The sequence below is a fragment of the uncultured Erythrobacter sp. genome (assembly GCF_947492365.1).
Lineage (GTDB): Bacteria > Pseudomonadota > Alphaproteobacteria > Sphingomonadales > Sphingomonadaceae > Erythrobacter.
Window position 1 is genome coordinate 229,596 of record NZ_CANLMB010000002.1, and the last position, 21,226, is coordinate 250,821.

A 21,226-nucleotide genomic window follows, 5' to 3' on the forward strand; every position below is an offset into this window, starting at 1 on the left:
AAAGGAAGATTATCATGCGCCGCTTTGCTTCTCCCACATTCACCTTGTTTACAGCCTCGCTAGCGGCGATTGCTCTGGCAGGCTGCGCGAATATGTCGCAAGCACCGGTCGCCAGCGCGCCAGCACCCGATCCTGTGGCCGCTGACGCAGCCCCCTCCAATTCACAGGCTCTGACTGAACATTTTGCCGGCTATGACGCTGCGCGGCTCGAAATGTCGCCAATCGGAAAGGCCTATCGAGGCATACGCGACGCGGATTATGGCCGCTGGGATGAAGTTTCGGATGCAGCTGACGCCGCCGATTTCCAGCTTCTGCAGGACGCCGTTGCGCAGATGCAGACGGGATATGATGTCACTGCTCTGTCCGATCAGGATGCCTTGTCCTATCGGCTGTTCGAGCTGCTCGGTGAACGCCGTGCCTCGCTATACCCGTACCGCGAATATGGCTTTCTGTTCGATCACCGGCGCGGCGCGCACACCAATATTCCGGCCTTCCTGATCAACATTCACCGCGTAAGCACCCTAGAAGATGCCGAAGCATATGTTTCGCGGATTGAAGGCATTGGTCCGCAACTCGACGCTCTCATTGCCGAAGCGCGAGAACGAGCCGATGCTGGTGTGATGCCGCCTGACTGGGTCTATCCCTATGTCATAGCCGATCTCGAAGCGCTGATCGAAGCGGGCGACAACAATGCGATCCTCGAAGATTTCGACGCAAAGCTCGCCCCGCTGACCCCGGACCTTCCGGCAGCAGGTGTGGCTGGTGAAAGCGAGACGACCTACCTTTCAGAATTGGCGCGCGAAGCATGGAACAATTCGGCGCGGCCGGCCTATCAACGCCTGTTAGAGGAGATGCGCCGCCAGCAAGCCATCGCGCCCACCGATGACGGCATCTGGCGCTTGCCCGAGGGTGAGGCCTATTACGCGGCGCTGCTGCAAAGCTACACCACCACCGATCTCACCGCAGACGAGATCCACAATATCGGCCTGCGCGAAGTCGAGCGGATTCATGGCGAGATGCGCGCAATCATGGCGCAGGTCGGCTTTGAAGGCAGTTTGCAGGACTTCTTCGAATACACCCGCACCGACGATCAGTTCTTTTACACCAGCCGAGAGGAATATGTTGCCGATGCGCAGGCGGCCATTGACCGGTTGGCGGAGCGTATGCCCGAATTCTTCGGTGTGCTTCCGACCGATCCGCTGGTGATCAAGCCAGTCGAAGCCTTCCGCGAGCGTAGCGCGGGCAAGGCGTTCTACCAACGCCCCGCTCCCGACGGATCGCGGCCGGGCACCTATTACGTCAATCTCTACAATCTGCGCGATATGTCGAAGAACGAGATGGAGGCGCTGGCCTATCACGAGGGCCTTCCCGGCCATCACTTGCAGCTCTCCATCCAGACGCAACTGGGCGATCTGCCCGCTTTTCGCCGGTTTGGCGGAGTGACAGCATATTCAGAAGGGTGGGGCCTCTATTCGGAGGAACTGGGCAAGGATATGGGCTTCTACACCGATCCCTATTCCGATTTCGGGCGGCTCGGGATGGAGCTATGGCGCGCGTGCCGTCTGGTGGTTGATACCGGCATCCACTCCAAACGTTGGAGCCGCGAAGAAGCGATCCAGTATCTCACCGACAACACGCCCAACCCGCAGGGCGATATTGTTAAGGCGATCGAGCGCTATATCACCACGCCGGGTCAGGCGACCGCCTATATGATCGGCAAGCTCAAGATCATGGAGCTGCGCGCCCGCGCCCGCGAGGAACTGGGCGAGGATTTCGACATTCGCGGTTTCCACGATGCGATCCTCACCAGCGGGCCGGTCCCGCTTTCGATCATGGAAGAGAATGTGATGGCATGGGTTGAAGAGGTTCGTGCGAATTAGGAGCAATCTCGCTCCAAAGCGCGTTGGATAAAGCATGTCGCTCAGATACAAGGCGTTATGACCCAGCGCGGATATTCAAACAAGCAAGGGCCGCGTTCGCGCGGTCCAGCAGCGCCTGTCGCAGAGGCACTGGGGACGGGTCGGCCGACGGGTCGCACCGGGTCGGCCGAACCGTCCCACTATGCTCGCCAGGACGCGAGCAATGACCGCTTTAAGCTCACCTATTACGACCCACCAGCCGGGCTGGAGCGCCATGTTCTCGCGCTCTTTCATTTCGAGTGGGACGAAGATGAGATCGTCGACCGCCACCCGGGCGCTCTTGGCCAGTTGTTCCTAACGCCGCGAGGCCGAGGTGAGATCACTTTCGGAGCGCATGCGCAACCGGTTGAAGGCGGCGTCGCTATGTTCAGCGGCTTCGAGGTTGCAGCGCCTTTTCGGATCGAAGGGCCTTGGCATTCATTCGGAGCTTCGCTGTCACCACTTGGCTGGGCGTCACTGGCACGTGTGCCAGCCAATACGTCGCTCAACCGTTTGTTGCCTGCTCACGACATACTCGGTGACGAAGTCGATGGTTTCGCAGATGATCTCAATCATCGCTATCGCAGCGGCAAAACCAGCGGCGAACAAGCTTGCCGCGAGCTGGGCGAATGGATTGCGCCGAGGATCAAACCGATTGCGGCCGCCCATGAAGCAGTGATCGAGCGTACGCTTGGCTGGCTGGGCTCCTCGCTTAACCCCGACGTCGAGAGCTTGTTTGCAACACTAAACTATTCACGCCGTCAGGCTGAGCGGCTCGTAACGCGCTATTTTGGCTTCACCCCGGCAGCTTTGGCGCGCAAGATGCGGGCGATCCGCTCTGCAAACCTGCTTTCGCAACCCGATCTGACCGACGAAGGCGAGGCGGAAATCGCTGCGGCATTCTACGATCAGCCGCACATGATCCGCGAAATCCGGCGGTATTGCGGATACACACCCGCCCGGCTTGGCGGAGCGGGGGAACCGTTGTTCCAGACGATGTTGCGAATGAAGAATCTCGACCGTCTTAAGCACTACCGCAATATCGGAGCGAAAGACTCTGGTTGAAATCGGAGCAAAGGCTGCGTATTTGAAATCCGACTGATTCAGTCCGATTTAAGAACCATTCGCAATAAGCCGGATTTTGCCCCCTCATGCGCCTTTCCAACCTTGCCGATTATGCCGTCATTACGATGTGCCAGGCCGCGACCCATTGCGGCGATGGCCGCGTAAGTGCGGCAGAACTGGCGAGCGAGACGGGATTGCCAGTGCCGACGGTGCAGCGCCTCGTCTCAAAACTCACGGCAGCGGGTCTGCTGCGTTCTGTGCGCGGTGCAGGTGGAGGGTTGCAGCTTGGCCGTCCTGCGGCAGCGATCAATGTCGCTGACATTGTCGAGGCAGTCGAAGGCCCGATCGGCCTCACCGCCTGCATCGACAACGGCGAATGCGAATACGAAGTGGGCTGCTCGATGAAACCGCACTGGCCCCTCATCAATGACAAATTGCGCGGCGCACTGGCGGATATCACGCTCGATCACCTGCGCCCGACTGCCACGCCTCCCCTGAAAGAACACGCGGCATGACCGACAATCTCGACCTTAAGCCTGAGATGGACCAAGATGCCAAGGACGCCGCAGCAGCGGCAGCCGAATACGAGCACGGCTGGTCGTCCGACATCGAAACCGAATTCGCGGAGAAGGGCCTCACCGAAGACACGGTGCGCTTTATTTCCGGCAAAAAGGGTGAGCCGGAATGGATGCTCGATTGGCGGCTGAAAGCGTTCCGTCTGTGGCAAACACTCGAAGAGCCTGATTGGGCGAAGGTCGGTTATCCAAAGATCGACTACCAAGACGCCTATTATTACGCCGCCCCAACAAAGAAGGTTGAGCTGGATTCGCTTGACGATCTCGATCCCGAAATTAAGCGCGTTTATGACAAGCTGGGCATTCCGCTGGGTGAGCAAGAAGTGCTGGCCGGCGTAAAGGGCGCGAAGAAAGTGGCCGTGGACGCCGTATTCGATAGCGTCTCGGTCGCCACCACCTTCCGTGAGGAACTCAAGAAAGCGGGCGTGATCTTCCTTTCGATCAGTGAGGCGCTGAAAGAGCATCCTGAACTGGTCAGGAAATGGCTCGGCAAAGTCGTGCCGCAGCGCGACAATTACTTCGCCTGCCTCAACGCAGCGGTCTTCTCCGACGGCACCTTCGTCTACATCCCCGAGGGCGTGCGCTGCCCGATGGAGCTGTCGACCTACTTCCGCATCAATGCCGAAAACACCGGCCAATTTGAGCGCACGCTGATCATCGCGGAGAAGGGCGCTTACGTCTCCTATCTCGAAGGCTGCACTGCACCTATGCGCGACGAAAATCAGCTCCACGCCGCCGTGGTTGAACTGGTCGCGATGGAAGATGCCGAGATCAAATATTCCACCGTCCAGAACTGGTATCCCGGCGATGCCGAGGGCAAGGGCGGGATCTACAATTTCGTCACCAAGCGCGGCCTGTGTCAGGGCGACCGCTCCAAGATCAGCTGGACGCAGGTCGAAACCGGCAGCGCGGTAACGTGGAAATATCCGTCCTGCGTGCTCAATGGCGAGAACAGCGTCGGCGAATTCTACTCGGTCGCGGTGACCAACAATTACCAGCAGGCCGATACCGGAACCAAGATGATCCATAACGGGCGCGGCAGCCGCTCGACCATCATCTCCAAAGGCATCAGCGCGGGCCATTCGAACAACACCTATCGCGGCCTCGTCCGCGTGGGACCGAAGGCCGAGGGTGTGCGCAACTTCACCCAATGCGACAGCCTGCTGCTCGGCGACAAAAGCGGCGCGCATACTGTGCCCTATATCGAGGTGAAGAACCCCGGCGCGCAGATCGAGCACGAGGCGACAACTTCCAAAATCAGCGACGAACAGCTGTTCTACGCAATGCAGCGCGGACTGGACGAGGAGGAAGCGGTCGCGCTGATCGTCAACGGCTTTGCGAAGGACGTGCTGAAAGAGCTTCCGATGGAGTTTGCTGTAGAGGCGCAGAAGCTGCTGGCGATCTCGCTGGAAGGGAGTGTGGGGTGACGTTCACAAAGGAGGAGATTTCCGAGAAGTTTCACCAATGTTACCATTGGAGAACCCGCGACGACTTCGAAAAGATTTACGCTGAAGAATCTCAACGCGCTGAGCGGGGAATCGGACTGACGCGGCTCAAGGACGTCAAGGACTTTTGGCTCGTCATGGCGATCAAACTCCCGCAGCCAACCTTCAGTGGCGATGCCCACAGTCAAATTCCTTGGCTCTATGACATCGACTGGCACTTCGATCGGTTTGACCAAGGACTAGTGGAATACGGGACGAGGGTTCCAAATGAAATTTTGGGTTATATCCAAAAGGCCTCTGCCGGCGCTCGCCAATTGTTTAATGACGGGCAAACCGACCCCGCGTCTTCACTAATGTTCCGAGTATTTAGTTTGAGCTGGACTAGGAAAGACTCGCTTCCAAAATGGGCCAAGCAATTCGATGACTGACCGCAAAACCCTCAAACTCGGCGATCCGTCGGAAATCACGCCCAGCCTCAACAAGAAGGGCCGCGGGTGGAAAATCTCGGACAAGCGTCTCGACGAGCTGCATGATCGTGCGCGCGAGATGAAGCGGTTTGCTTCGCCTGCGCACAAGGCTCTGGCCGATCGTTTCGCCAAGGCGGATCTTGGCCGCTACACCTTCAAGCGCTTTGCCGTCGTCGGCAGCGCGATTGTTGATTTCAATTGCCACAATCTTGGCATGGCGATCATGATCGATGAGGACGATCAGGACGAAGCGCTCGCCAAGCGCAGGGACAAGAGCCTTGAAAGCGTCGGCATCCGCGTGATGCGGCTCAAAGCCAGCGACATACTCGAGGACATCGACCCTGTCCTCCAGCGGATCACCGCCGGAATGCGCATGCGGATTGACGACAAACGACAAGCAAGAAGCGAACACCGCTCGAACTTCCAGTCAGGCACAAGCAAACGGGATGAGGCCCAATGACCAGCCTTTCACTTATACTCGCACCTTTGATGGCGCTTCAGGGCGTTGGACAGGCACCGGTGGCGATCGCGAACGATACGCCCGAAACCTGGACGCTCGAATATCCGCGTCTGATCCAGCCCTTTGTCGAAGATTATCGTCGCTGTCTTTCCGGCCGAATGCGCCAGGTGAGGGGAGAGGCTGATTTTGAAATTCAGCACCGCTCTGATGTGCCGAGCTGCGAGGAAGTATCTCTTCAAGCGCAGGATGCCGCCACGGCGGCTCTGGCAGGGCGCAGTGAATATTCCGACTACAGCGCCGATGATGTGCGCGAGATCTTTGAACATATTGGCCGCATCCACATTGCTCGCGGGGCCGATCTCGATCAGCAATTCACCTTCTTCCTCGATCGAAGTCAGGCGGCACAGGAGCAATACGAAGAAAACAAGCCGCGCGGGCTCGTGCTCGAACTGCACGATGCTTCGGTCGTGAAAGCGCGCACCGATGCAACCGCAGAGGCAGCAGAGGCCGCACACCAGCGGCGCGAACAGGAAACGGAGGCACGCGGTGCTAACGATTGAAGGCCTTCACGCCGAAGTTGACGGCAAAGAGATACTCAAAGGCCTGAGCCTCGAAATCGCAGCGGGCGAGGTCCATGCAATTATGGGGCCCAATGGCGCGGGCAAGTCGACGCTCGCCAATGTGCTGGGCGGCAAGCCGGGATATGACGTGACTGCTGGTTCGGTGACGTTCAAGGGCGAAGATCTGTTCGAACTCGACCCGCATGAGCGCGCGGCGACTGGGCTGTTCCTCGGATTTCAATACCCGGTTGAGATTCCGGGTGTTTCCAACGTCCAGTTCCTGCGCGAAGCGGCCAATTCGCAGCGCAAATATCGCGGCGAAGAACCGCTTTCGGGCGGCGACTTTCTCAAGCTTGCACGGGAAAAAGCCGCGCTGCTCAAACTCGACATGGAAATGCTCAAGCGGCAGGTGAATGTCGGCTTTTCCGGCGGTGAGAAGAAGCGTGCCGAGATGGTCCAGATGGGCATTCTCAACCCCGCCTTTGCAGTGCTCGACGAAACCGATAGCGGGCTCGATATCGATGCCCTGCGCGTTGTCGGCGACGGGATCAACGCGATCATGCGCAGCCCCGATAAGGCCGTGTTGCTGATCACCCATTACCAGCGCCTGCTCGATGTGGTGAAGCCCGATCGTGTGAGCATTCTGGCCGGTGGGCGGATTGTCCAGACGGGCGGCCCAGAACTGGCCTTGCGCCTCGAAGATGAAGGCTATGACGCGGTGATGGCTGATGCCTGAAGTGGCGGCTCTTCCCACGCGGCGCGATGAGGCGTGGCGTTATTCCGATACCGATGCAATGGCACGGATCGGGGTGGAGGCGCTTGGCCAATGGCGCGAGATCACGCTTGGCGATGGCGAGAGCCTGCGCGAATGCATGATCGTCGGCAGCGACCAGCCGGAGCTGCATCGCATTCGTCTGACACTGGGCGAGGGCGCGCGCGCAGAGCTGTTTGCGACTATCCGGGGCACAGACTTCACCCGCGTTGAAGTGGAAATCAGGCTCGGTAAGGGCGCGCACTTTGAATTTGGCGGCGTTACGATCGGCGGCGGCGATGCAGTGCGCGAATTCGTGACTCAAACCGTCCACGCCTCTCCCCAAGCAACCAGCAACCAGACGGTCCGCGCGGTCCATTGGGGCAGTGCCACCGGCAATTTCCTCGGCGAGATCAAAGTCGCGCGCGATGCGCAAAAGACCGATGCCGCGCAGGATTTCAAAGGCCTGCTGCTCGAAGCCGGCGCAAGCGCCAATGCGGTCCCGCAGCTCGAAATCTTCGCTGACGACGTGAAATGCGCGCATGGCGCGACCGTCGGTCAGCTCGATGAAGCCGCGCGCTATTACATGGCCGCTCGCGGGCTCTCGCCTGATCAGGCGAAGAAGCTGCTGGTGCAGGCCTTTATCGGCGATGCGCTTGTCGAACTCGATGACGAAGCGCAGCGCGAGAAGCTGCTCAATGCGGCGCTTGAAGCGCTGGAGGGGGCATCGCTGTGAATGCCCCTTCGACCTTGACCCGCGACTTGCGCGCTGACTTTCCCGGTCTTGTGACTCGCGAAGGCGCGCCGTGGCATTATCTCGACACCGCTGCGACCGCGCAAAAGCCTCGCCAGGTGATTGAGGCGATGGCGCGCGCAATGGGCGAGGATTACGCGACGGTTCACCGAGGGGTCTATTCGCGCTCTGCCGACATGACTCTGGCCTATGAGGCTGCGCGGCGACGGATTGCGCAATTTGTCGGAGGCGGCGACAACGAGATTGTCTTCACTCGCGGCGCGACCGAGGCGATCAATCTGGTTGCGAACAGCTGGGGCAGGGCGAACCTTAAACCCGGCGACCGCATTCTGCTTTCGCAGCTCGAGCACCACTCCAATATCGTCCCGTGGCAGATGCTCGCAGAGGCTGTGGGCGCGCAAATCGATGTTGTGCCGCTGACCTCCGATCACCGGATCGACCTCGATGCAGCAGAGTCGATGTTGACCGAGCGCCATAGGCTGGTTGCCTTTGCGCATGTCTCAAACGTTCTAGGGAGCGTGCTCGACGCGCGGCGCGCCGCTGAGCTCGCTCACAAAGTGGGGGCCAAGCTGCTGCTCGATGGCTGTCAGGCGGTCCCGCATATGCCGGTGAATGTCGCGGTGCTCGATTGCGACTTCTATGTTTTCAGCGCGCACAAGCTCTACGGCCCGACCGGGATCGGTGCGCTATGGGCGCGCGCGGACATTCTTGAGGCCATGCCGCCATGGGAAGGCGGCGGCTCGATGATCGACCGCGTTACCTTCGAAAAGACCACATACGATGCGCCACCGCAGCGCTTTGAGGCGGGCACCCCCGCTATTACCGAGGCAATCGCCTTTGCCGCTGCTGCCGATTACGTCGCTGAAGTTGGGTTCAATGCCATGCACGAGGCGGAAACCAGCCTTGTGACGCGCTTGCGGCGCGAGTTGGTCGCTATGAACGATGTGACCGTTTTCGGGCCAGAAGACTCCGCTGGCATCGTCAGCTTTGCAATCGACGGCATCCACCCGCACGACCTCGGCACGATCCTCGATGAGAGCAATGTCGCGATCCGCGCAGGCCATCATTGCGCACAGCCGCTTATGGATTATCTCGGCGTCCCCGCCACAGCGCGCGCGAGCTTCGGCCTCTATTCGACTGAGGCGGATGTCGACGCGCTGCTTGACGGGATTACCCGCACCCGCCGGATTTTTGGGAAAGCATCATGAACAAGCCGAATGATGAGAAAGACTTCGTCGCCGCGCCTGCGCCCAATGACGTGGTGGTAAAGCCGCCGCGCGCACGGGTTGAGGATGCGATTGATCCAGACGAGCAGGCAACGGAACCAGTCGAGAAGCGCGAGCGCGACTATCTCGAAGGCTTCCTCGCGGCCAAACCTGCCGAGGACGCGGTTGGCGGTGCGGGCAGCGATCTCCAGCAGGCGGTTATCGACGCGCTGAAGGAAATTTATGACCCTGAAATCCCGGTCAATATCTACGATCTCGGCCTGATCTACGGCGTCGAGGTCGATGACGAGGCCGACGCGATCGTCACCATGACGCTCACCACCCCGCACTGTCCGGTCGCTGAATCCATGCCGGGCGAAGTCGAGCTGCGTGCCGCTTCGGTGCCGGGCATCCGCGATGCTGAGGTCAACCTTGTGTGGGATCCGCCATGGTCGCCCGAGAAGATGTCGGACGAAGCCCGCCTCGAACTGGGAATGCTGTGATGACTGACACAAAGACCGCAGAACGCCCTGCCGCGATCATCCTTACCAAAGGAGCCGAGGAGCGCGTTGCGCATCTGATGAGCCAAGCCCCTGAGGACGCGATTGGCGTCAAACTTTCGACCCCGCGTCGCGGCTGTTCGGGCCTCGCATACTCGGTCGACTACGTCACCGAAGAGGCAAAGTTCGACGAAAAGATCGAGACACCTGGCGGCACCTTTTACATTGACGGCGCTTCGGTGCTCTATCTGATCGGGTCGACCATGGATTGGGTCGAGGACGACTTCACCGCCGGATTCGTATTCGAAAACCCCAATGCCAAGGGCGCTTGCGGGTGCGGCGAAAGCTTTATGGTCTGACCACCTAGGGTCGCACGCTTACTCGCCCTCTTCGATAATCTGCGCGATCAGACGGCGTTCGAGATCGTCAACCTCGCCGTCAGCTTCGATCATTTTGTCGAGCCATTCCTGCTCGAAATCGGTGACCGCTTCGCCCGACGCTTCCTGTTCGGCAAAGCTTGGGCCGGTCTTGCGCTTGCCGAAGACCTTGCCGAAATGGTTGGCGACGTTGGGCGCTTCCTTGGCCATTTGGCCGAAGAAGCGGCCGACATTGGCTTTGTTGTCGGCGATGAAGGATTGGAGTTCCTTGGCGCGGCCATGCTCAAGCTGCGCGTTCTGGAGCGCGAAGCCTTTCAAGTAATTGCTCACGCCGTCGAGAAAGAGATCGTCCCATTCAGGCGCGTTCTCGTCAGCAATTGTCTCATCCTTCAAGCGGAAGAGCATTTCGGCATCGAAACGGCTGACTGCGGCAGGGCCATAGCCTCCGCTGGCAAAGATCACGCGGCGAAGGATGCGCGCTTCTGCGGTTGAGATATGCGTGGCTGAAAGATCGCCGCCATTGCGGGTCGGGCCGGTGCCGGTGAGCACTTCCTTTTCGACCTGCGCGAGCACGTAGTCCTTGAGTTTGGTCGACACGTTTTCAGCGCGCTCAATAATCCGCACCATGGTTTCAAGCTCGACAAAGCTCTCTACAACGCCGTCATGGTCGACCTGATCGATCAGCCATTGCGCTTCATTGTCGTCGCATTGCAGGCGCGGCTCGCTGCCGTTGAGCACGAATTCGCCAATCGCTTGAACGAAGAAGTCGCACCATTCCTCATCGCGCGTATCGAGCGCGTTGTTGAGCGCAAACAGGGCCTCGGCTTCGTCGCGGTGGATGACACCATCGCCCCAGCCCTGACGGCGAAGCGCAAGCACCTCTTGCGAGGTCACTTGCCCGTCGGCAGCGGCGCGCTGCGCGAGATCGGTGAAATGCGTGGTCATTTGGCCCTGAATTCCTTTTCCTGTGCTTCGGGCATGGCACAGGTGTGCTTAAGATCGAGTTACTGCGTCAAAATCCGGCGGACCTTTCGGGGGTCTATCTGCGCCGTGCAGCGCTCTCGACTTCGGCGATGCAGTTAGCGCGGTCAGCCTCCCCGCCGCCTTCGCGCGCGCGGGCCTCAACATGGGTGGCGACAGGGGCGGCATTGGCTTCGAGAGGGTAGAGATAAACGTCAAGCACACAATCGTCAGAGGTGAACTGCAACTTGCGCGCATCCCCTTCGGCGAGGTCAATCCGCGCTTCGCCAAAGCGGCTGGTCAGATCGTTTGCGCCCGCTCCGATCACGCTGTCGACGCCTGCACCGCGCATCACTTGCGGAGCGCGAAAGGCTGGGTTGGGAGTGGTCTGAGCGGGCTGGGTAACCGCTGGAGTGCTGCGCACATAGGACCCGTTGGCCGCCCCGCTCGAACAGGCGCCGAGAGCGAGGGCAAGCCCGAATGCAACCGCCAGCCTAAGCATGTTCGGCGCCTTCGCGGGCTGCGATGGCCCGGTGGGTCAGGTGCGTCCCCGCTGCTGCACCAAGGATCGGAGCTATGAACCCGACAAACGGCACCATCAGCATGGCCGCCACAATGGCTCCGAGTATAAAGCGATCAGATCTCGCGACCGGATTGCCTGCAATGTCACCTTGGCAATGGCGCAGCCACGCCATGTCGGTCAGCTCTCGGCCCAGCAACCAGGCATTGACGAGCAGGAACAGGATCGCTGGACCCACACCGGTGATGAGCAGCACCAGCGCAACCGGCAAAGCCAGCAGGTTCACCCCAATCGCACGCCCGGCTCCGCGCAATGAATTCGCAAGATCGCGGCGGAAGGGCAGTGGCTTCGCGCGGCAAGCGGCTTCGGGAAAGTGCCTCGCTTCGACCGCTGCGACGATCTCGTCCGCGAAGAACTGCAAGACTGCGAGCGCCACGACCCGGAACAAGAACCATCCCGCCAACGCAACCAGCAGCACTGCCGCAGCGGCTTCGATCCATCCATTTGCGGCTGCGCTCTGGCTTGCTCCAACCCAAATCAGCCCGTGGTAGAGCGCGATCCCCAGTGCGGCGAAGACCAGTAAAGTCACGAGGATCGACTTCGCCACTACGCGCAGGATCGCCGTGTCACTCAGCTGGCCAAACGCTTTGGCAAGGGCTTCGAAAACCGCGCTCATAGGTCAGCCATGCGCAGGCTGCGTTTCCAAGTCAAACGGGGCACTGCTCCTTCTCCACTCCCATCCGCGCTCATTCATGCTTGGCCTGAGGCCCTCATCCCGCTAGGCGCGCACGCAATCTTTCCTTCATTCTTGCAACCACAGGACTTTTCCCTTGGCTGATACAAATTCCGAAACCCGTTACGACGTCATCGCTATCGGCAACGCTGTCGTCGATGTCATTGCCTCTTGCGAAGAAGGGCTGATTGAGGAGCTTCAACTCAACCGAGGCGGGATGACGCTGATAGACGAAGCGCGTGCTGACGAGCTCTATGATGCAATGCCGCCAGCGCGCGAAGTGTCGGGCGGTTCAGCAGCGAACACGCTGGCCGGGATTTCGACATTGGGGCTGCAATGCGCCTTTATCGGCCAGGTTGCAGACGATCAGCTGGGCAAGGTGTTCCGCCATGATATGCGCGCAACCGGGATCGATTTCGACACGCCAGCGCGCGAAGGCGAACCGGCGACGGGCCGCGTGCTCATCTTCGTCACGCCGGATGGCGAGCGCACGATGAACACATTCCTCGGCGCGGGTCAGTTCCTGCCCGCCGCCGCGCTGGACGAAGATCTGATCGCAAGCGCCGCGATCCTCTATCTCGAAGGCTATCTGTGGGACCCCGAAGAGCCCCGCCGCGCCATGCGCCGCGCAATCGAAGTCGCCCGTGCTGCGGGCCGCAAGGTCGCCTTCACCGCTTCTGAAAGCTTCGTGATCGATCGCCACGGCGATGATTTCCGCGCGATGATCGATGATGGCCTGATCGACATCCTCTTCGTCAATGAAAGCGAGCTGGCGACGCTGACGGGCGAGGACGATTTTGACGCCGGCTTTGCCGCGGTCGCCGCCAAGGTACCGGTGCTGGTTGCCACACGCAGCGCCGATGGCGCCGTTGCATCGGCGCATGGCGAAAAGGCCGTGGTCGCCGCTGATCCGGTCGAGAAAGTGATCGACACAACTGGCGCTGGCGACCAGTTCGCGGCAGGCTTCCTTGCAGGTTATGCGCGCGGTGAAGCGCTCGAACGCTGTCTACGCCGCGGCGCAATTGCCGCTGCCGAAGTCATCTCCCACTACGGCCCGCGCCCCGAAGCGGACATGCAATCTCTCATGGAAGCAAAGCTTTAGCAGCAATCCAAGGGTGCTCGTTCAGGAATCGGGCACCTTTCCTGTCGAGACATGGACCGCCTGTTACACGGTCCTGGGGCAAAAATCCCAGCCCCTGCAAAGAGACGGTTTTGTGCCTGCGCACCTGACAGATGCGAACCCCAATCCAACGATGTTAAAGAGCCGGGCGCTATCTATCAGGCGGCGGGCGTGTAGGAAAATCACGGCTGCGGCACGTAATCCTCGCGCCGCAATTTGATCAGATAGTCCGCGATCTGCTCGACATGTTCGGGCTCCAGATCGAAATCCATCGCCTCGGGATAGTTGTGCGCGTCGGTGAGCCAGCTCGCCACCGTCGCTTCGGTCAGCCCCTCGCGATTGGCGATGCTTTCAAAGCTGGGCACCTCGGGATTGGGTGAGAGGAAGGGCGGTTCAACCGAGTGGCACCCCCCGCATGCCGCCTCGACAAAGGCGGGCGGCGAAGGCGCGGTTTGGGCGGGCGCGGAAGCATCAACAGGAGTGGAGGCGACGGACGGCGCTCCGGCGGTGTTTTGGCAGGCTGAAAGCGCGAAGGCTGTCAGCAAGGCGGCGGTAATGGGGCTTCTTCTCATGCTGAGAGAACAGCAGATTTGCGACAACCACGCATTGATCTGCATCAAATTTGTTGGCTCTCGCTGCCATTGGTGGGGCAGTTGCAACCACGTGTATGGAGGCTTCGTGCGCTGGATGGCGGGCGAAAGATGCGAAGACGCAACCGATTCGCGACACCATCCAAGCGCGAATCAGGCTGACTAAAAGACGCTGATATCAGAAGAAAATGTCAATGATTCGCGCTCCGAACGCAGTCACACAGACCTGATGCGTAGATGGGTGCTGTGGATAACGGGCGTTATCCCCAAATCAAATATGACTCTTGCGTGCGTCGAAACCCTAGGGTTTCCCGCGAGTCCCACTCCTGATTGGTTCCGCAATGGAACGCAATCTGCGTGGATAAAGATATCCACATGCCTGTCCCACTTGCATGAATCAATGGTCTTACTCATGATCGCAGCATGGCAACGAAAAGCCGGACTTCGCATAGCAAAGCCCGGCCAATCGTTCGCTGGTACAGCTCGAGGCCGCCCAGTGCGAAACGGCTCCTCTAAGAGCGTCAGTTAGACTGCTGACGTTTGCCGGATCGGTCAAGGCCTCTTCGTAAGAAGGAGCCCTGCCATGGGACGCAAAGTGCCGCGCCAAACGGCGCACCGTAGCTCTGTTGACGGAAAATTTGTCACAGAGAATTTTGCCAGAAGAAACCCGCGTGAGACAGAACGGGAGCAGATTAAGCGCCCCGACTGGAGCCGCTAATGATGACGGCAAGCTTCAATTCATCAGCTATCACCAGTGCAAGCTACGATCCCGATTCTGGTGGGCTTCGGATAGTGTTCACGAGTGGGCGTGGGTACGACTTTTGCCGCGTTCCAGTCTCTGTATGGAACGGACTCTGTGGCGCTTCGTCGACCGGAGCGTATTACAACGATGTGATTAGAGATAACTATCAGTGCTAAAGAATGGCGGGGGCGCCGATTTGGTCCCCGCCATTTCATCATTCCCCCTCCCGCGCCACTTCCTTCCAGCCGATGTCGCGCCTGCAAAAGCCGCTCGGAAAGTCCACTTTGTCGAGCGCTTCATAGGCGCTGCGTTGGGCCTCGGTCACATTGCCGCCCATCGCCGTCACGTTGAGCACGCGGCCTCCATTGGCGACCAGGCCGCCGTCTTCGCTGCCCTTGGTTCCGGCGTGGAAGACCTTTGCGCCGCCCGCTGCCGCAGCCCCTAGATCAATCTCGCCGCCCTTTTCTGGCGTACCGGGATAGCCTTTCGCTGCCATCACCACGGTGAGCGCGGTTTTGTCTGCGAAATCCGCCTCCGCGCCTGCCAATTTGCCCTTCGCGCAGGCCATCATCAGCGCGGCCAGATCGCCCTGATAACGCATCATCAGCACCTGGCATTCGGGATCGCCAAAGCGGCAATTGTATTCGATCAGCTGCGGGCCGGTCGCGGTCAGCATCAGCCCGGCATAGAGCACGCCCGAATAGGGCATGCCCTCGGCCGCCATTGTGTCGACCGTCGGCTGGATGATCTCGGCCAAGGCGCGGGCCTGCAGTTCCGGCGTGAGCACCGGCGCGGGGGAATAGGCGCCCATACCGCCAGTGTTGGGGCCGACGTCGCCCTCGCCGACCTGCTTGTGGTCCTGCGCGGTGCCGAAGGGGACCACACTCTTACCATCGGTCAGCGCAAAGAAGCTTGCCTCTTCGCCCGCGAGGAATTCCTCGATCACAACCTGCGCGCCCGCTTCCCCGAATTGCCCGCCGAACATGTCGGCAAGCGCCTCTTCGGCCTCGGCGTCGGTCGCAGCGATCACCACGCCTTTGCCCGCTGCGAGGCCGTCGGCCTTGAGCACATAGGGCGCAGTGAATTTGCCGAGCGCGGCGGTTGCTTCTTCGAGTGAGTGGGTGCGCACATAGCCGCCGGTCGGGATGCCCGCGCGGGCGCAGAGATCCTTGGTGAAGCCTTTGGAGCCTTCGAGCTGCGCGGCGGCTTTGGAGGGGCCGAAGGCGGGGATGTCAGCGGCGCGCAAGCTGTCAGCAAGACCATCAACCAAGGGCGCTTCGGGTCCGATCACCACCAGACCGATGGCATGGTCGCGGCAGAAGCCGACAACTGCACTATGGTCGGTCACATCCAGCGAAACGCATTCCGCTTCCTCCGCGATCCCCGGATTTCCGGGCGCAGCGTAAAGCTTGGTAAGCGACGGGGATTGCGCCAGCTTCCATGCCAGCGCATGTTCGCGGCCACCCGAACCAAGCAACAGGACATTCATGGCGCGCGCTCCTTCTTCTTCCGACACCGACGGGCTGCCAAAGAGCCTGCTAGCGCGCGTGCCACCGGGCGACAACGCCCAGCCGCTCTCGATCACCGAGATTTCGCAGGCGTTGAAGCGCACGGTGGAGGACCAGTTCGGCTATGTCCGCGTGCGCGGGGAGATTTCGCGGGTTTCGCGGCCGCGCTCGGGGCATGTCTACACCACGTTGAAAGACGACAAGGCCAATCTCGATGCGGTGATCTGGAAGGGCAATGCAAGCCGCCTTGCCTTCAACCCCGAAGAGGGGATGGAGGTGATCGCAACCGGCAAGCTGACCACTTTCCCCGGCCAGTCGAAATACCAGATCGTGATCGAGAGCCTCGAACTGGCGGGCGAGGGGGCTTTGCTGGCGCTGCTGGAGAAAACCCGCGCGCGGCTGGCGGCAGAGGGACTGTTTGCAGAAGGGCGCAAGCGTCCGCTGCCCTTCCTGCCGCGCACCATCGGCGTTGTGACCTCGCCAACCGGATCGGTTATTCGGGACATCCTTCACAGGCTCGCGGATCGCTTCCCCAGCCATGTGATTGTGTGGCCCGTTCTGGTGCAGGGGCAGGGCGCAGCCGAGCAAGTAGCGGGGGCGATCCGAGGGTTTTCAGGGCTTGCGGAAGATGGAGCGGTGGCGCGGCCCGATGTGGTGATCGTTGCGCGCGGCGGCGGATCGATTGAAGACCTGTGGGGCTTCAATGAGGAGGCGGTGGTGCGCGCGATTGCAGAATGTACCATTCCGGTTATTTCTGCCGTGGGCCACGAAACCGATACAACGCTGGCAGACTACGCCGCAGACCGCCGCGCTCCCACTCCCACGGCGGCTGCCGAGATGGCGGTGCCGGTGCGCGCAGACCTTGCCGCGACGCTTACCGACTTTGGCGGAAGACAGCGCCGCGCGGTGCACCGGCCGGTGGAACTGGGGCGCGAGCGGCTGGAGGCACGGCTCCGCCGGATGCCCAGCGGCGAGGCCCTGCTCCAACCCCAAGCCCAGCGGCTCGATGAACTGTCCGAGCGATTGCGGCGGGGGCTGACCGATCGTGCGGGCAAGGGACGTGAGCAGCTGGCGGGTGTCGCTTCTCGCCTGTCGCCCAGCGTGCTGATCCGCTCCCATGCCGAGGGGAGGCGGCAATTGGAGCGTGCGAGGCTCACACCTGCACTGGTCGAGCGCCCGATCGCCACAGCGCGCGACCGGCTGGCCGCGCTGGCGCGGATTGCGAGCCAGCTTCATCCCGAAAAGCCGCTCGAGCGCGGGTATGCGATTGTGCGCGATGCTGCGGGCAAGGCGCTGACCGGCAAGGCGCAGGCGGCGGCAGAGCGCAGGCTTACCCTGCAATTCAAGGATGGCGAGCTGGGCGTCGGCGTTGGAGATGCCGTCCCACCCGCTTCGCCTCTCGCTCCGGCTCCCAAACCGCCGCCAAAAACACGCAAAGCTGCACCGCCACCGGGCCAAGATGATTTGTTCGGCTAGCCAAAGCTGCTAAGAGATACGCCATGTTGATGTCCTCCAGCGATAAAGCAGCCAAGCTCTATTACGGCCCTTCCGGTTTCCGCGTTTTGCGCCCCGGCCAGCACGTCCTCTGCGCCGTTTCGGGAGAGGTGATCCCGCTCGAAGAATTGCGCTATTGGAGCGCCGAGCATCAGGAGGCCTATGCCTCTTGCGAGATCGCAACGCGCCGCCTGCTTGGCGAGGCATGAGGGCGTCTTCGAGGATCTGGGTTGCATTTGCGCCCGCCGCTTTGGGACTAACAGCGCTTGCAAGCTGCACCGGTAGCGAAGCGGCTGCCCCCGAGAGCGCGAGCGAGCCGATGCCCGAGGCGGCGAGCGTGTCCGAAATGGCGGAACAACCCGCGCCAGCCCCTCCACCCGCGATGCCGCCCGAATGGGTGTTCTCGGGCGAGCTGACCCAAGGCGGCTATATTCGCGGCAGAGCGCCAGCAGGTACGGTGCAGGCTTCGCTGGGCGATCAGGCGCTCGCACTTTCAGACGACGGCACATTCTTCGCCGCGTTTGACCGTGACAGCGCCGATTCGCTCGCACTGACGGCTACGCTTGGCGGCGGCGAGATCGTGCGCGAGCAACTGACAATCACCCCGCGCGACTGGCAGATCGAACGCGTCAATGTCGCGCGCAGGCCTGGCGGAGCGAGCGCGAGCTTTATGCAGCGCCGCCAGCCGGAACTCGACGCGATCTGGGATGCTCGCCAGCGCCAGACCGGCGCGCAAGGGTGGTCGCAGGACTTCATCTGGCCAGTCAAAGGGCGCATTTCAGGCCGCTTTGGCCGCCAACGCATCTATCGCGGTGAGCCGGGCGGCTACCATTCGGGCATCGACATCGCACCCGGCAACGGAGTGCCCTTTGTCGCGCCCGCTGACGGCGTGGTGGTGCTCGCGCGGACCGGATTCAGCCTCGAAGGCGGGCTTATCATCATCGATCACGGGCAGGGGCTTAACAGCGCCTTCCTTCATGCCTCACGCATCGTGGTCGAGGAAGGTCAGGCGGTCCGTCAGGGCGAGCATATCGGCAATGTCGGATCGACCGGCCGCGCGACGGGTCCGCATCTGCACTGGAGCCTGAAGTGGCACCTATCGCGGCTCGATCCGCTGCTATTCGCGGGGCCGATGAACTGAGATGAGAAGAGGCGGCAGGCTCGGACCGCGAATGTTCGCGGCGCTCGCGCTTGCAGTCCTGTGCGCGCCTGGCACTTGGCTGCGCACGGAGGTTCCCCGGACGCTACCAACCGGCATCGAGTTCAATCGCATCGCCGGAGCCTCACCGACCGATCTGCTGCAATGGAACGTCGCAGGCGTTTGGCACTACACCAGCGATCCCAGCCGCTTTTTCGGAGGATTTTCGGCGATGCTGCCGCTCAGGGACGGTCATTTGCGTGCCTTCTCCGATCGCGGCTCGCGCTTCACCTTCACCGAACCGGATTTGCCCGATCCGGCAATGCGCGCGCCCAGTGTGGTGCTTCAACTGGTTGCGCCGAGGCACTCAAACGTATTGTGGGACATCGAATCGGTCACGCGCGATCCGGTCAGCCGTGATTACTGGCTTGGCTATGAGGGCGCCCATGCGATCCACCGCTTCTCGGTTGCCAGCGAGATCGAAGAGGTCCGCTTTCTGGACGGCGAGGTCGACTGGTATGTCAATTCGGGGGCAGAGGCGATGCTGCGGCTTTCCGATGGCCGCTTTGTCATCATCCCCGAAGGCCGCGGTGAAGCGCTGATCTATGCCGGTGATCCGGTCGAGGGAGGCACGCCGGTCACAATCGACTTTACCGTGCCGGTAGAGGATTTTGTTGTCACTGCCGCCGCGCAAATGCCCGATGGCCGCGTCCTGCTGTTGATGCGTGACGTGGTCTGGGGAGTGCCGCCCTTTGCCGGACTGCTGGCGATTGCTGACACTCCGCCGACTTCGAGCGATACGGAGTGGAGCGCGGATGTTCTCATTCATTTCGACGGAGTGATCCCGCCTGAGAATTACGAAGGACTGGCGGTGCGTGGGCAAGATGATGGCACCGTCGCAGTCTGGGTGATCTCGGACGACAATTTCTCGATCCAGCAGCGCACCTTGCTGGTCAAGCTGGTGTTCGATCCAGCTGCCGATCGAGCCACCGATCTCTCGGCAGACCTGTCAAATTGACACGCAAAAGGGGCGCGGTGAACCAACACCGCGCCCCTTTGATCGCAGACCGGACCTCGAAAGGCCCGAGGCACGCGTCAATCAGGCAGCAACAGCCGCTTTTTTCAGCTCGCGCTTCACTTTGAGCGCGCGCGCAGACAGCTTGTCGTCCTTGGTCTTGAGCAGCCAGTTATCGAGGCCGCCATTGTGCTCGACCGAGCGCAGACCGTGGGTCGATACGCGGAACTTGAAGCTGCGCTCGAGCTTTTCGCTCATCAGCGTAACATTCTGAAGGTTCGGCAGGAAAACACGCTTGGTCTTGTTGTTGGCGTGGCTAACATTGTTGCCGACCTGGCGGCCCTTGCCAGTCAGTTCGCAAATCCGCGACATGATATCTCTCGTCTCGTTAACAGTGGCGGAAACAGCGCCCCAAGAGGCGACCCGTCGATTAGGGTGTTCCGGAAAGCGCGCCGCATAGCGGGCCACTTGCGAATCGTCAATTGATTCGTGGCGATGTCAGGCTTAGCGCTGATGCACGATGAACCAATGGCCGGTCCCTCTAGCAATGAAGCGCGCTTTGCAAGCCGCGCATGAAGCCGCCGATGCGGGCGAAGTGCCTGTGGGCGCGGTTGTGATGCGCGGTGACGAAGTGATTGCGGTTGCCGCCAACGCAACCCGCTCTCCCCCCGACCCGACCGGCCATGCCGAGGTGCGGGCGCTGCGTATGGCGGCAGAGGCGCTGGGGCAGGACCGGCTGACCGATTGCGAGCTGTGGGTGACGCTGGAGCCTTGCGCGATGTGCGCAGGCGCAATTAGCCATGCACGCATCTCCAAGCTCTATTATGCCGCCAGCGACTCCAAAGGCGGAGCGGTCGAACACGGCGCGCGTGTGTTTGAGCAAGAGCAGTGCTTGCACTCGCCCGAGGTCTATTCGGGCATGGGCGCGGATGAGGCGGCGCAGCTGCTGCGCGGGTTCTTCAGGGAGCGGCGGTGATCAGAATCGGACTCACATTTGCTTTCTGCATCGCACTTGCTTTCTGGCTTGCGGCGGACATCTATGTTGGCTCGAGTGGCTCAGTAGTAAGATACGCGCTACTCATTCTGCTCATCGGATTGGTCGCTCTGGCCTTAGCGATGTCCTTTCAACAGAAACGGCTGGTTTGGCGTATTCCAGTCACAATAATTGTTTGCATTGTCGGCGCTCAATTTTTGTGGCGCGATCTTATCCATCCTCTTCCAGATTTTAAGCTCTTAGCGGGGATGTTGTTTTCTGCCGGACCATTTATCGCCGCGCTAGGGATTGTTGCACTACTAATTGAATTGCGTGAATTCAGGTCATTTCGGGCCTCGGGCTTCTAGCAAACTCC

At 60.8% G+C, this 21,226-nt stretch carries 26 protein-coding genes; 20 read left to right on the forward strand and 6 right to left on the reverse strand.

Translation table 11 applies throughout. From position 1 onward, the window contains the following. Positions 1-14: 14 nt before the first annotated feature. The 12 genes from Q0887_RS12410 to Q0887_RS12465 all read left to right on the forward strand — a co-directional run bounded on the left by Q0887_RS12410 (position 15) and on the right by Q0887_RS12465 (position 10,039). Complete coding sequence (locus tag Q0887_RS12410) at positions 15-1,880, forward strand: DUF885 domain-containing protein (RefSeq protein WP_299195854.1); 1,866 nt, start codon at positions 15-17, stop codon at positions 1,878-1,880. Between the two features lie 57 nt (positions 1,881-1,937). Further along, positions 1,938-2,963 carry a helix-turn-helix domain-containing protein gene (locus Q0887_RS12415; protein ID WP_299195856.1) on the forward strand — a complete coding sequence of 342 codons (1,026 nt, stop codon included), beginning with the start codon at positions 1,938-1,940 and terminating at the stop codon, positions 2,961-2,963. Positions 2,964-3,049: 86 nt separating this feature from the next. Further along, positions 3,050-3,478: an Rrf2 family transcriptional regulator gene (locus Q0887_RS12420; RefSeq protein WP_299195858.1), complete on the forward strand. Its 429-nt coding sequence runs from the start codon at positions 3,050-3,052 to the stop codon at positions 3,476-3,478. After that, positions 3,475-4,965, forward strand: a complete 1,491-nt coding sequence (gene sufB / locus Q0887_RS12425) for a Fe-S cluster assembly protein SufB (RefSeq protein ID WP_299195860.1) — start codon at positions 3,475-3,477, stop codon at positions 4,963-4,965. The genes Q0887_RS12420 and sufB overlap by 4 nt, the downstream gene beginning before the upstream one ends. Further along, a complete protein-coding gene (locus Q0887_RS12430) occupies positions 4,962-5,411 on the forward strand; it encodes a hypothetical protein (protein ID WP_299195862.1) in 450 nt (149 codons plus the stop codon). Before sufB ends, Q0887_RS12430 begins: the two co-directional genes overlap by 4 nt. Beyond that, positions 5,404-5,910 (forward strand): DUF559 domain-containing protein, encoded by a 507-nt coding sequence (locus Q0887_RS12435; protein WP_299195864.1) that lies wholly within the window; start codon positions 5,404-5,406, stop codon positions 5,908-5,910. The genes Q0887_RS12430 and Q0887_RS12435 overlap by 8 nt, the downstream gene beginning before the upstream one ends. Continuing rightward, on the forward strand, positions 5,907-6,470 hold the full coding sequence (locus Q0887_RS12440) for a hypothetical protein (RefSeq protein WP_299195866.1): 564 nt from the start codon (positions 5,907-5,909) through the stop codon (positions 6,468-6,470). Before Q0887_RS12435 ends, Q0887_RS12440 begins: the two co-directional genes overlap by 4 nt. Next, positions 6,457-7,206 (forward strand): Fe-S cluster assembly ATPase SufC, encoded by a 750-nt coding sequence (gene sufC / locus Q0887_RS12445; RefSeq protein WP_299195868.1) that lies wholly within the window; start codon positions 6,457-6,459, stop codon positions 7,204-7,206. The genes Q0887_RS12440 and sufC overlap by 14 nt, the downstream gene beginning before the upstream one ends. After that, entirely contained in the window at positions 7,199-7,957 is a 759-nt protein-coding gene (locus Q0887_RS12450) for a SufD family Fe-S cluster assembly protein (protein ID WP_299195870.1), read from the forward strand. Before sufC ends, Q0887_RS12450 begins: the two co-directional genes overlap by 8 nt. Continuing rightward, positions 7,954-9,183, forward strand: coding sequence for a SufS family cysteine desulfurase (locus tag Q0887_RS12455; RefSeq protein ID WP_299195872.1), 1,230 nt, complete (start codon positions 7,954-7,956; stop codon positions 9,181-9,183). Before Q0887_RS12450 ends, Q0887_RS12455 begins: the two co-directional genes overlap by 4 nt. After that, positions 9,180-9,683, forward strand: a complete 504-nt coding sequence (locus tag Q0887_RS12460; protein WP_299195874.1) for an SUF system Fe-S cluster assembly protein — start codon at positions 9,180-9,182, stop codon at positions 9,681-9,683. Before Q0887_RS12455 ends, Q0887_RS12460 begins: the two co-directional genes overlap by 4 nt. Further along, positions 9,683-10,039, forward strand: a complete 357-nt coding sequence (locus Q0887_RS12465; protein WP_299195876.1) for an iron-sulfur cluster assembly accessory protein — start codon at positions 9,683-9,685, stop codon at positions 10,037-10,039. The genes Q0887_RS12460 and Q0887_RS12465 overlap by 1 nt, the downstream gene beginning before the upstream one ends. Positions 10,040-10,057: 18 nt before the next feature. Here Q0887_RS12465 and Q0887_RS12470 read toward each other — a convergent pair whose 3' ends face one another. From Q0887_RS12470 to Q0887_RS12480, 3 genes are all read right to left on the reverse strand, one after another. After that, a complete protein-coding gene (locus tag Q0887_RS12470) occupies positions 10,058-11,002 on the reverse strand; it encodes a hypothetical protein (protein WP_299195878.1) in 945 nt (314 codons plus the stop codon). Positions 11,003-11,096: 94 nt separating this feature from the next. Then, positions 11,097-11,519: a hypothetical protein gene (locus Q0887_RS12475; RefSeq protein WP_299195880.1), complete on the reverse strand. Its 423-nt coding sequence runs from the start codon at positions 11,517-11,519 to the stop codon at positions 11,097-11,099. Beyond that, positions 11,512-12,213: an EI24 domain-containing protein gene (locus Q0887_RS12480; protein WP_299195882.1), complete on the reverse strand. Its 702-nt coding sequence runs from the start codon at positions 12,211-12,213 to the stop codon at positions 11,512-11,514. The genes Q0887_RS12475 and Q0887_RS12480 overlap by 8 nt, the downstream gene beginning before the upstream one ends. Positions 12,214-12,367: 154 nt before the next feature. Here Q0887_RS12480 and Q0887_RS12485 point away from each other — a divergent pair, with 154 nt between their 5' ends. Beyond that, a complete protein-coding gene (locus tag Q0887_RS12485; RefSeq protein ID WP_299195883.1) occupies positions 12,368-13,372 on the forward strand; it encodes an adenosine kinase in 1,005 nt (334 codons plus the stop codon). 200 nt (positions 13,373-13,572) lie between these two features. On the opposite strand, the gene Q0887_RS12490 is transcribed toward Q0887_RS12485, so the two are convergent. Beyond that, positions 13,573-13,962 (reverse strand): hypothetical protein, encoded by a 390-nt coding sequence (locus Q0887_RS12490; protein WP_299195885.1) that lies wholly within the window; start codon positions 13,960-13,962, stop codon positions 13,573-13,575. Between the two features lie 738 nt (positions 13,963-14,700). Here Q0887_RS12490 and Q0887_RS15040 point away from each other — a divergent pair. Beyond that, positions 14,701-14,898, forward strand: a complete 198-nt coding sequence (locus tag Q0887_RS15040) for a KTSC domain-containing protein (protein ID WP_363317689.1) — start codon at positions 14,701-14,703, stop codon at positions 14,896-14,898. Between the two features lie 38 nt (positions 14,899-14,936). On the opposite strand, the gene purD is transcribed toward Q0887_RS15040, so the two are convergent. Next, positions 14,937-16,211 (reverse strand): phosphoribosylamine--glycine ligase, encoded by a 1,275-nt coding sequence (gene purD / locus Q0887_RS12495; protein ID WP_299195887.1) that lies wholly within the window; start codon positions 16,209-16,211, stop codon positions 14,937-14,939. Here purD and xseA point away from each other — a divergent pair. The 4 genes from xseA to Q0887_RS12515 all read left to right on the forward strand — a co-directional run bounded on the left by xseA (position 16,210) and on the right by Q0887_RS12515 (position 19,880). After that, entirely contained in the window at positions 16,210-17,706 is a 1,497-nt protein-coding gene (gene xseA, locus Q0887_RS12500; protein WP_299195888.1) for an exodeoxyribonuclease VII large subunit, read from the forward strand. The two genes, purD and xseA, sit on opposite strands and share 2 nt — an antisense overlap. A 23-nt stretch (positions 17,707-17,729) precedes the next feature. Next, positions 17,730-17,933: a DUF2093 domain-containing protein gene (locus Q0887_RS12505; RefSeq protein ID WP_299195890.1), complete on the forward strand. Its 204-nt coding sequence runs from the start codon at positions 17,730-17,732 to the stop codon at positions 17,931-17,933. 137 nt (positions 17,934-18,070) lie between these two features. Then, positions 18,071-18,865: a M23 family metallopeptidase gene (locus Q0887_RS12510; protein WP_299196747.1), complete on the forward strand. Its 795-nt coding sequence runs from the start codon at positions 18,071-18,073 to the stop codon at positions 18,863-18,865. A gap of 31 nt (positions 18,866-18,896) precedes the next feature. After that, the gene (locus Q0887_RS12515; protein ID WP_299195892.1) at positions 18,897-19,880 is read left to right on the forward strand and encodes an esterase-like activity of phytase family protein; all 984 of its coding nucleotides are present in this window, start codon (positions 18,897-18,899) and stop codon (positions 19,878-19,880) included. An 81-nt stretch (positions 19,881-19,961) separates the two neighbouring features. On the opposite strand, the gene rpmB is transcribed toward Q0887_RS12515, so the two are convergent. Continuing rightward, positions 19,962-20,249 carry a 50S ribosomal protein L28 gene (gene rpmB, locus Q0887_RS12520; RefSeq protein ID WP_299195894.1) on the reverse strand — a complete coding sequence of 96 codons (288 nt, stop codon included), beginning with the start codon at positions 20,247-20,249 and terminating at the stop codon, positions 19,962-19,964. Between the two features lie 175 nt (positions 20,250-20,424). Here rpmB and Q0887_RS12525 point away from each other — a divergent pair, with 175 nt between their 5' ends. Together Q0887_RS12525 and Q0887_RS12530 are read left to right on the forward strand one after the other, a co-directional pair. Next, on the forward strand, positions 20,425-20,853 hold the full coding sequence (locus tag Q0887_RS12525) for a nucleoside deaminase (RefSeq protein ID WP_299195895.1): 429 nt from the start codon (positions 20,425-20,427) through the stop codon (positions 20,851-20,853). Next, positions 20,850-21,218 carry a hypothetical protein gene (locus Q0887_RS12530; protein ID WP_299195898.1) on the forward strand — a complete coding sequence of 123 codons (369 nt, stop codon included), beginning with the start codon at positions 20,850-20,852 and terminating at the stop codon, positions 21,216-21,218. The genes Q0887_RS12525 and Q0887_RS12530 overlap by 4 nt, the downstream gene beginning before the upstream one ends. The last annotated feature ends 8 nt before the right edge of the window (positions 21,219-21,226 follow it).

Excerpts from the sequence above, each read along its gene's own strand:
- Q0887_RS12510 (WP_299196747.1), top strand. The coding sequence starts at position 18,071 with ATGGCGGAACAACCCGCGCCAGCCCCTCCACCCGCGATGCCGCCCGAA.
- Q0887_RS12460 (WP_299195874.1), top strand. The coding sequence starts at position 9,180 with ATGAACAAGCCGAATGATGAGAAAGACTTCGTCGCCGCGCCTGCGCCC.
- purD (WP_299195887.1), bottom strand. The coding sequence starts at position 16,211 with ATGAATGTCCTGTTGCTTGGTTCGGGTGGCCGCGAACATGCGCTGGCA.
- Q0887_RS12515 (WP_299195892.1), top strand. The coding sequence starts at position 18,897 with ATGTTCGCGGCGCTCGCGCTTGCAGTCCTGTGCGCGCCTGGCACTTGG.
- Q0887_RS15040 (WP_363317689.1), top strand. The coding sequence starts at position 14,701 with ATGACGGCAAGCTTCAATTCATCAGCTATCACCAGTGCAAGCTACGAT.
- Q0887_RS12420 (WP_299195858.1), top strand. The coding sequence starts at position 3,050 with ATGCGCCTTTCCAACCTTGCCGATTATGCCGTCATTACGATGTGCCAG.
- Q0887_RS12410 (WP_299195854.1), top strand. The coding sequence starts at position 15 with ATGCGCCGCTTTGCTTCTCCCACATTCACCTTGTTTACAGCCTCGCTA.
- rpmB (WP_299195894.1), bottom strand. The coding sequence starts at position 20,249 with ATGTCGCGGATTTGCGAACTGACTGGCAAGGGCCGCCAGGTCGGCAAC.
- Q0887_RS12505 (WP_299195890.1), top strand. The coding sequence starts at position 17,730 with ATGTTGATGTCCTCCAGCGATAAAGCAGCCAAGCTCTATTACGGCCCT.
- Q0887_RS12435 (WP_299195864.1), top strand. The coding sequence starts at position 5,404 with ATGACTGACCGCAAAACCCTCAAACTCGGCGATCCGTCGGAAATCACG.
- Q0887_RS12475 (WP_299195880.1), bottom strand. The coding sequence starts at position 11,519 with ATGCTTAGGCTGGCGGTTGCATTCGGGCTTGCCCTCGCTCTCGGCGCC.
- xseA (WP_299195888.1), top strand. The coding sequence starts at position 16,210 with ATGGCGCGCGCTCCTTCTTCTTCCGACACCGACGGGCTGCCAAAGAGC.
- Q0887_RS12490 (WP_299195885.1), bottom strand. The coding sequence starts at position 13,962 with ATGAGAAGAAGCCCCATTACCGCCGCCTTGCTGACAGCCTTCGCGCTT.
- Q0887_RS12480 (WP_299195882.1), bottom strand. The coding sequence starts at position 12,213 with ATGAGCGCGGTTTTCGAAGCCCTTGCCAAAGCGTTTGGCCAGCTGAGT.
- Q0887_RS12465 (WP_299195876.1), top strand. The coding sequence starts at position 9,683 with ATGACTGACACAAAGACCGCAGAACGCCCTGCCGCGATCATCCTTACC.
- sufB (WP_299195860.1), top strand. The coding sequence starts at position 3,475 with ATGACCGACAATCTCGACCTTAAGCCTGAGATGGACCAAGATGCCAAG.
- Q0887_RS12525 (WP_299195895.1), top strand. The coding sequence starts at position 20,425 with ATGAAGCGCGCTTTGCAAGCCGCGCATGAAGCCGCCGATGCGGGCGAA.
- Q0887_RS12450 (WP_299195870.1), top strand. The coding sequence starts at position 7,199 with ATGCCTGAAGTGGCGGCTCTTCCCACGCGGCGCGATGAGGCGTGGCGT.
- Q0887_RS12440 (WP_299195866.1), top strand. The coding sequence starts at position 5,907 with ATGACCAGCCTTTCACTTATACTCGCACCTTTGATGGCGCTTCAGGGC.
- Q0887_RS12470 (WP_299195878.1), bottom strand. The coding sequence starts at position 11,002 with ATGACCACGCATTTCACCGATCTCGCGCAGCGCGCCGCTGCCGACGGG.
- Q0887_RS12415 (WP_299195856.1), top strand. The coding sequence starts at position 1,938 with ATGACCCAGCGCGGATATTCAAACAAGCAAGGGCCGCGTTCGCGCGGT.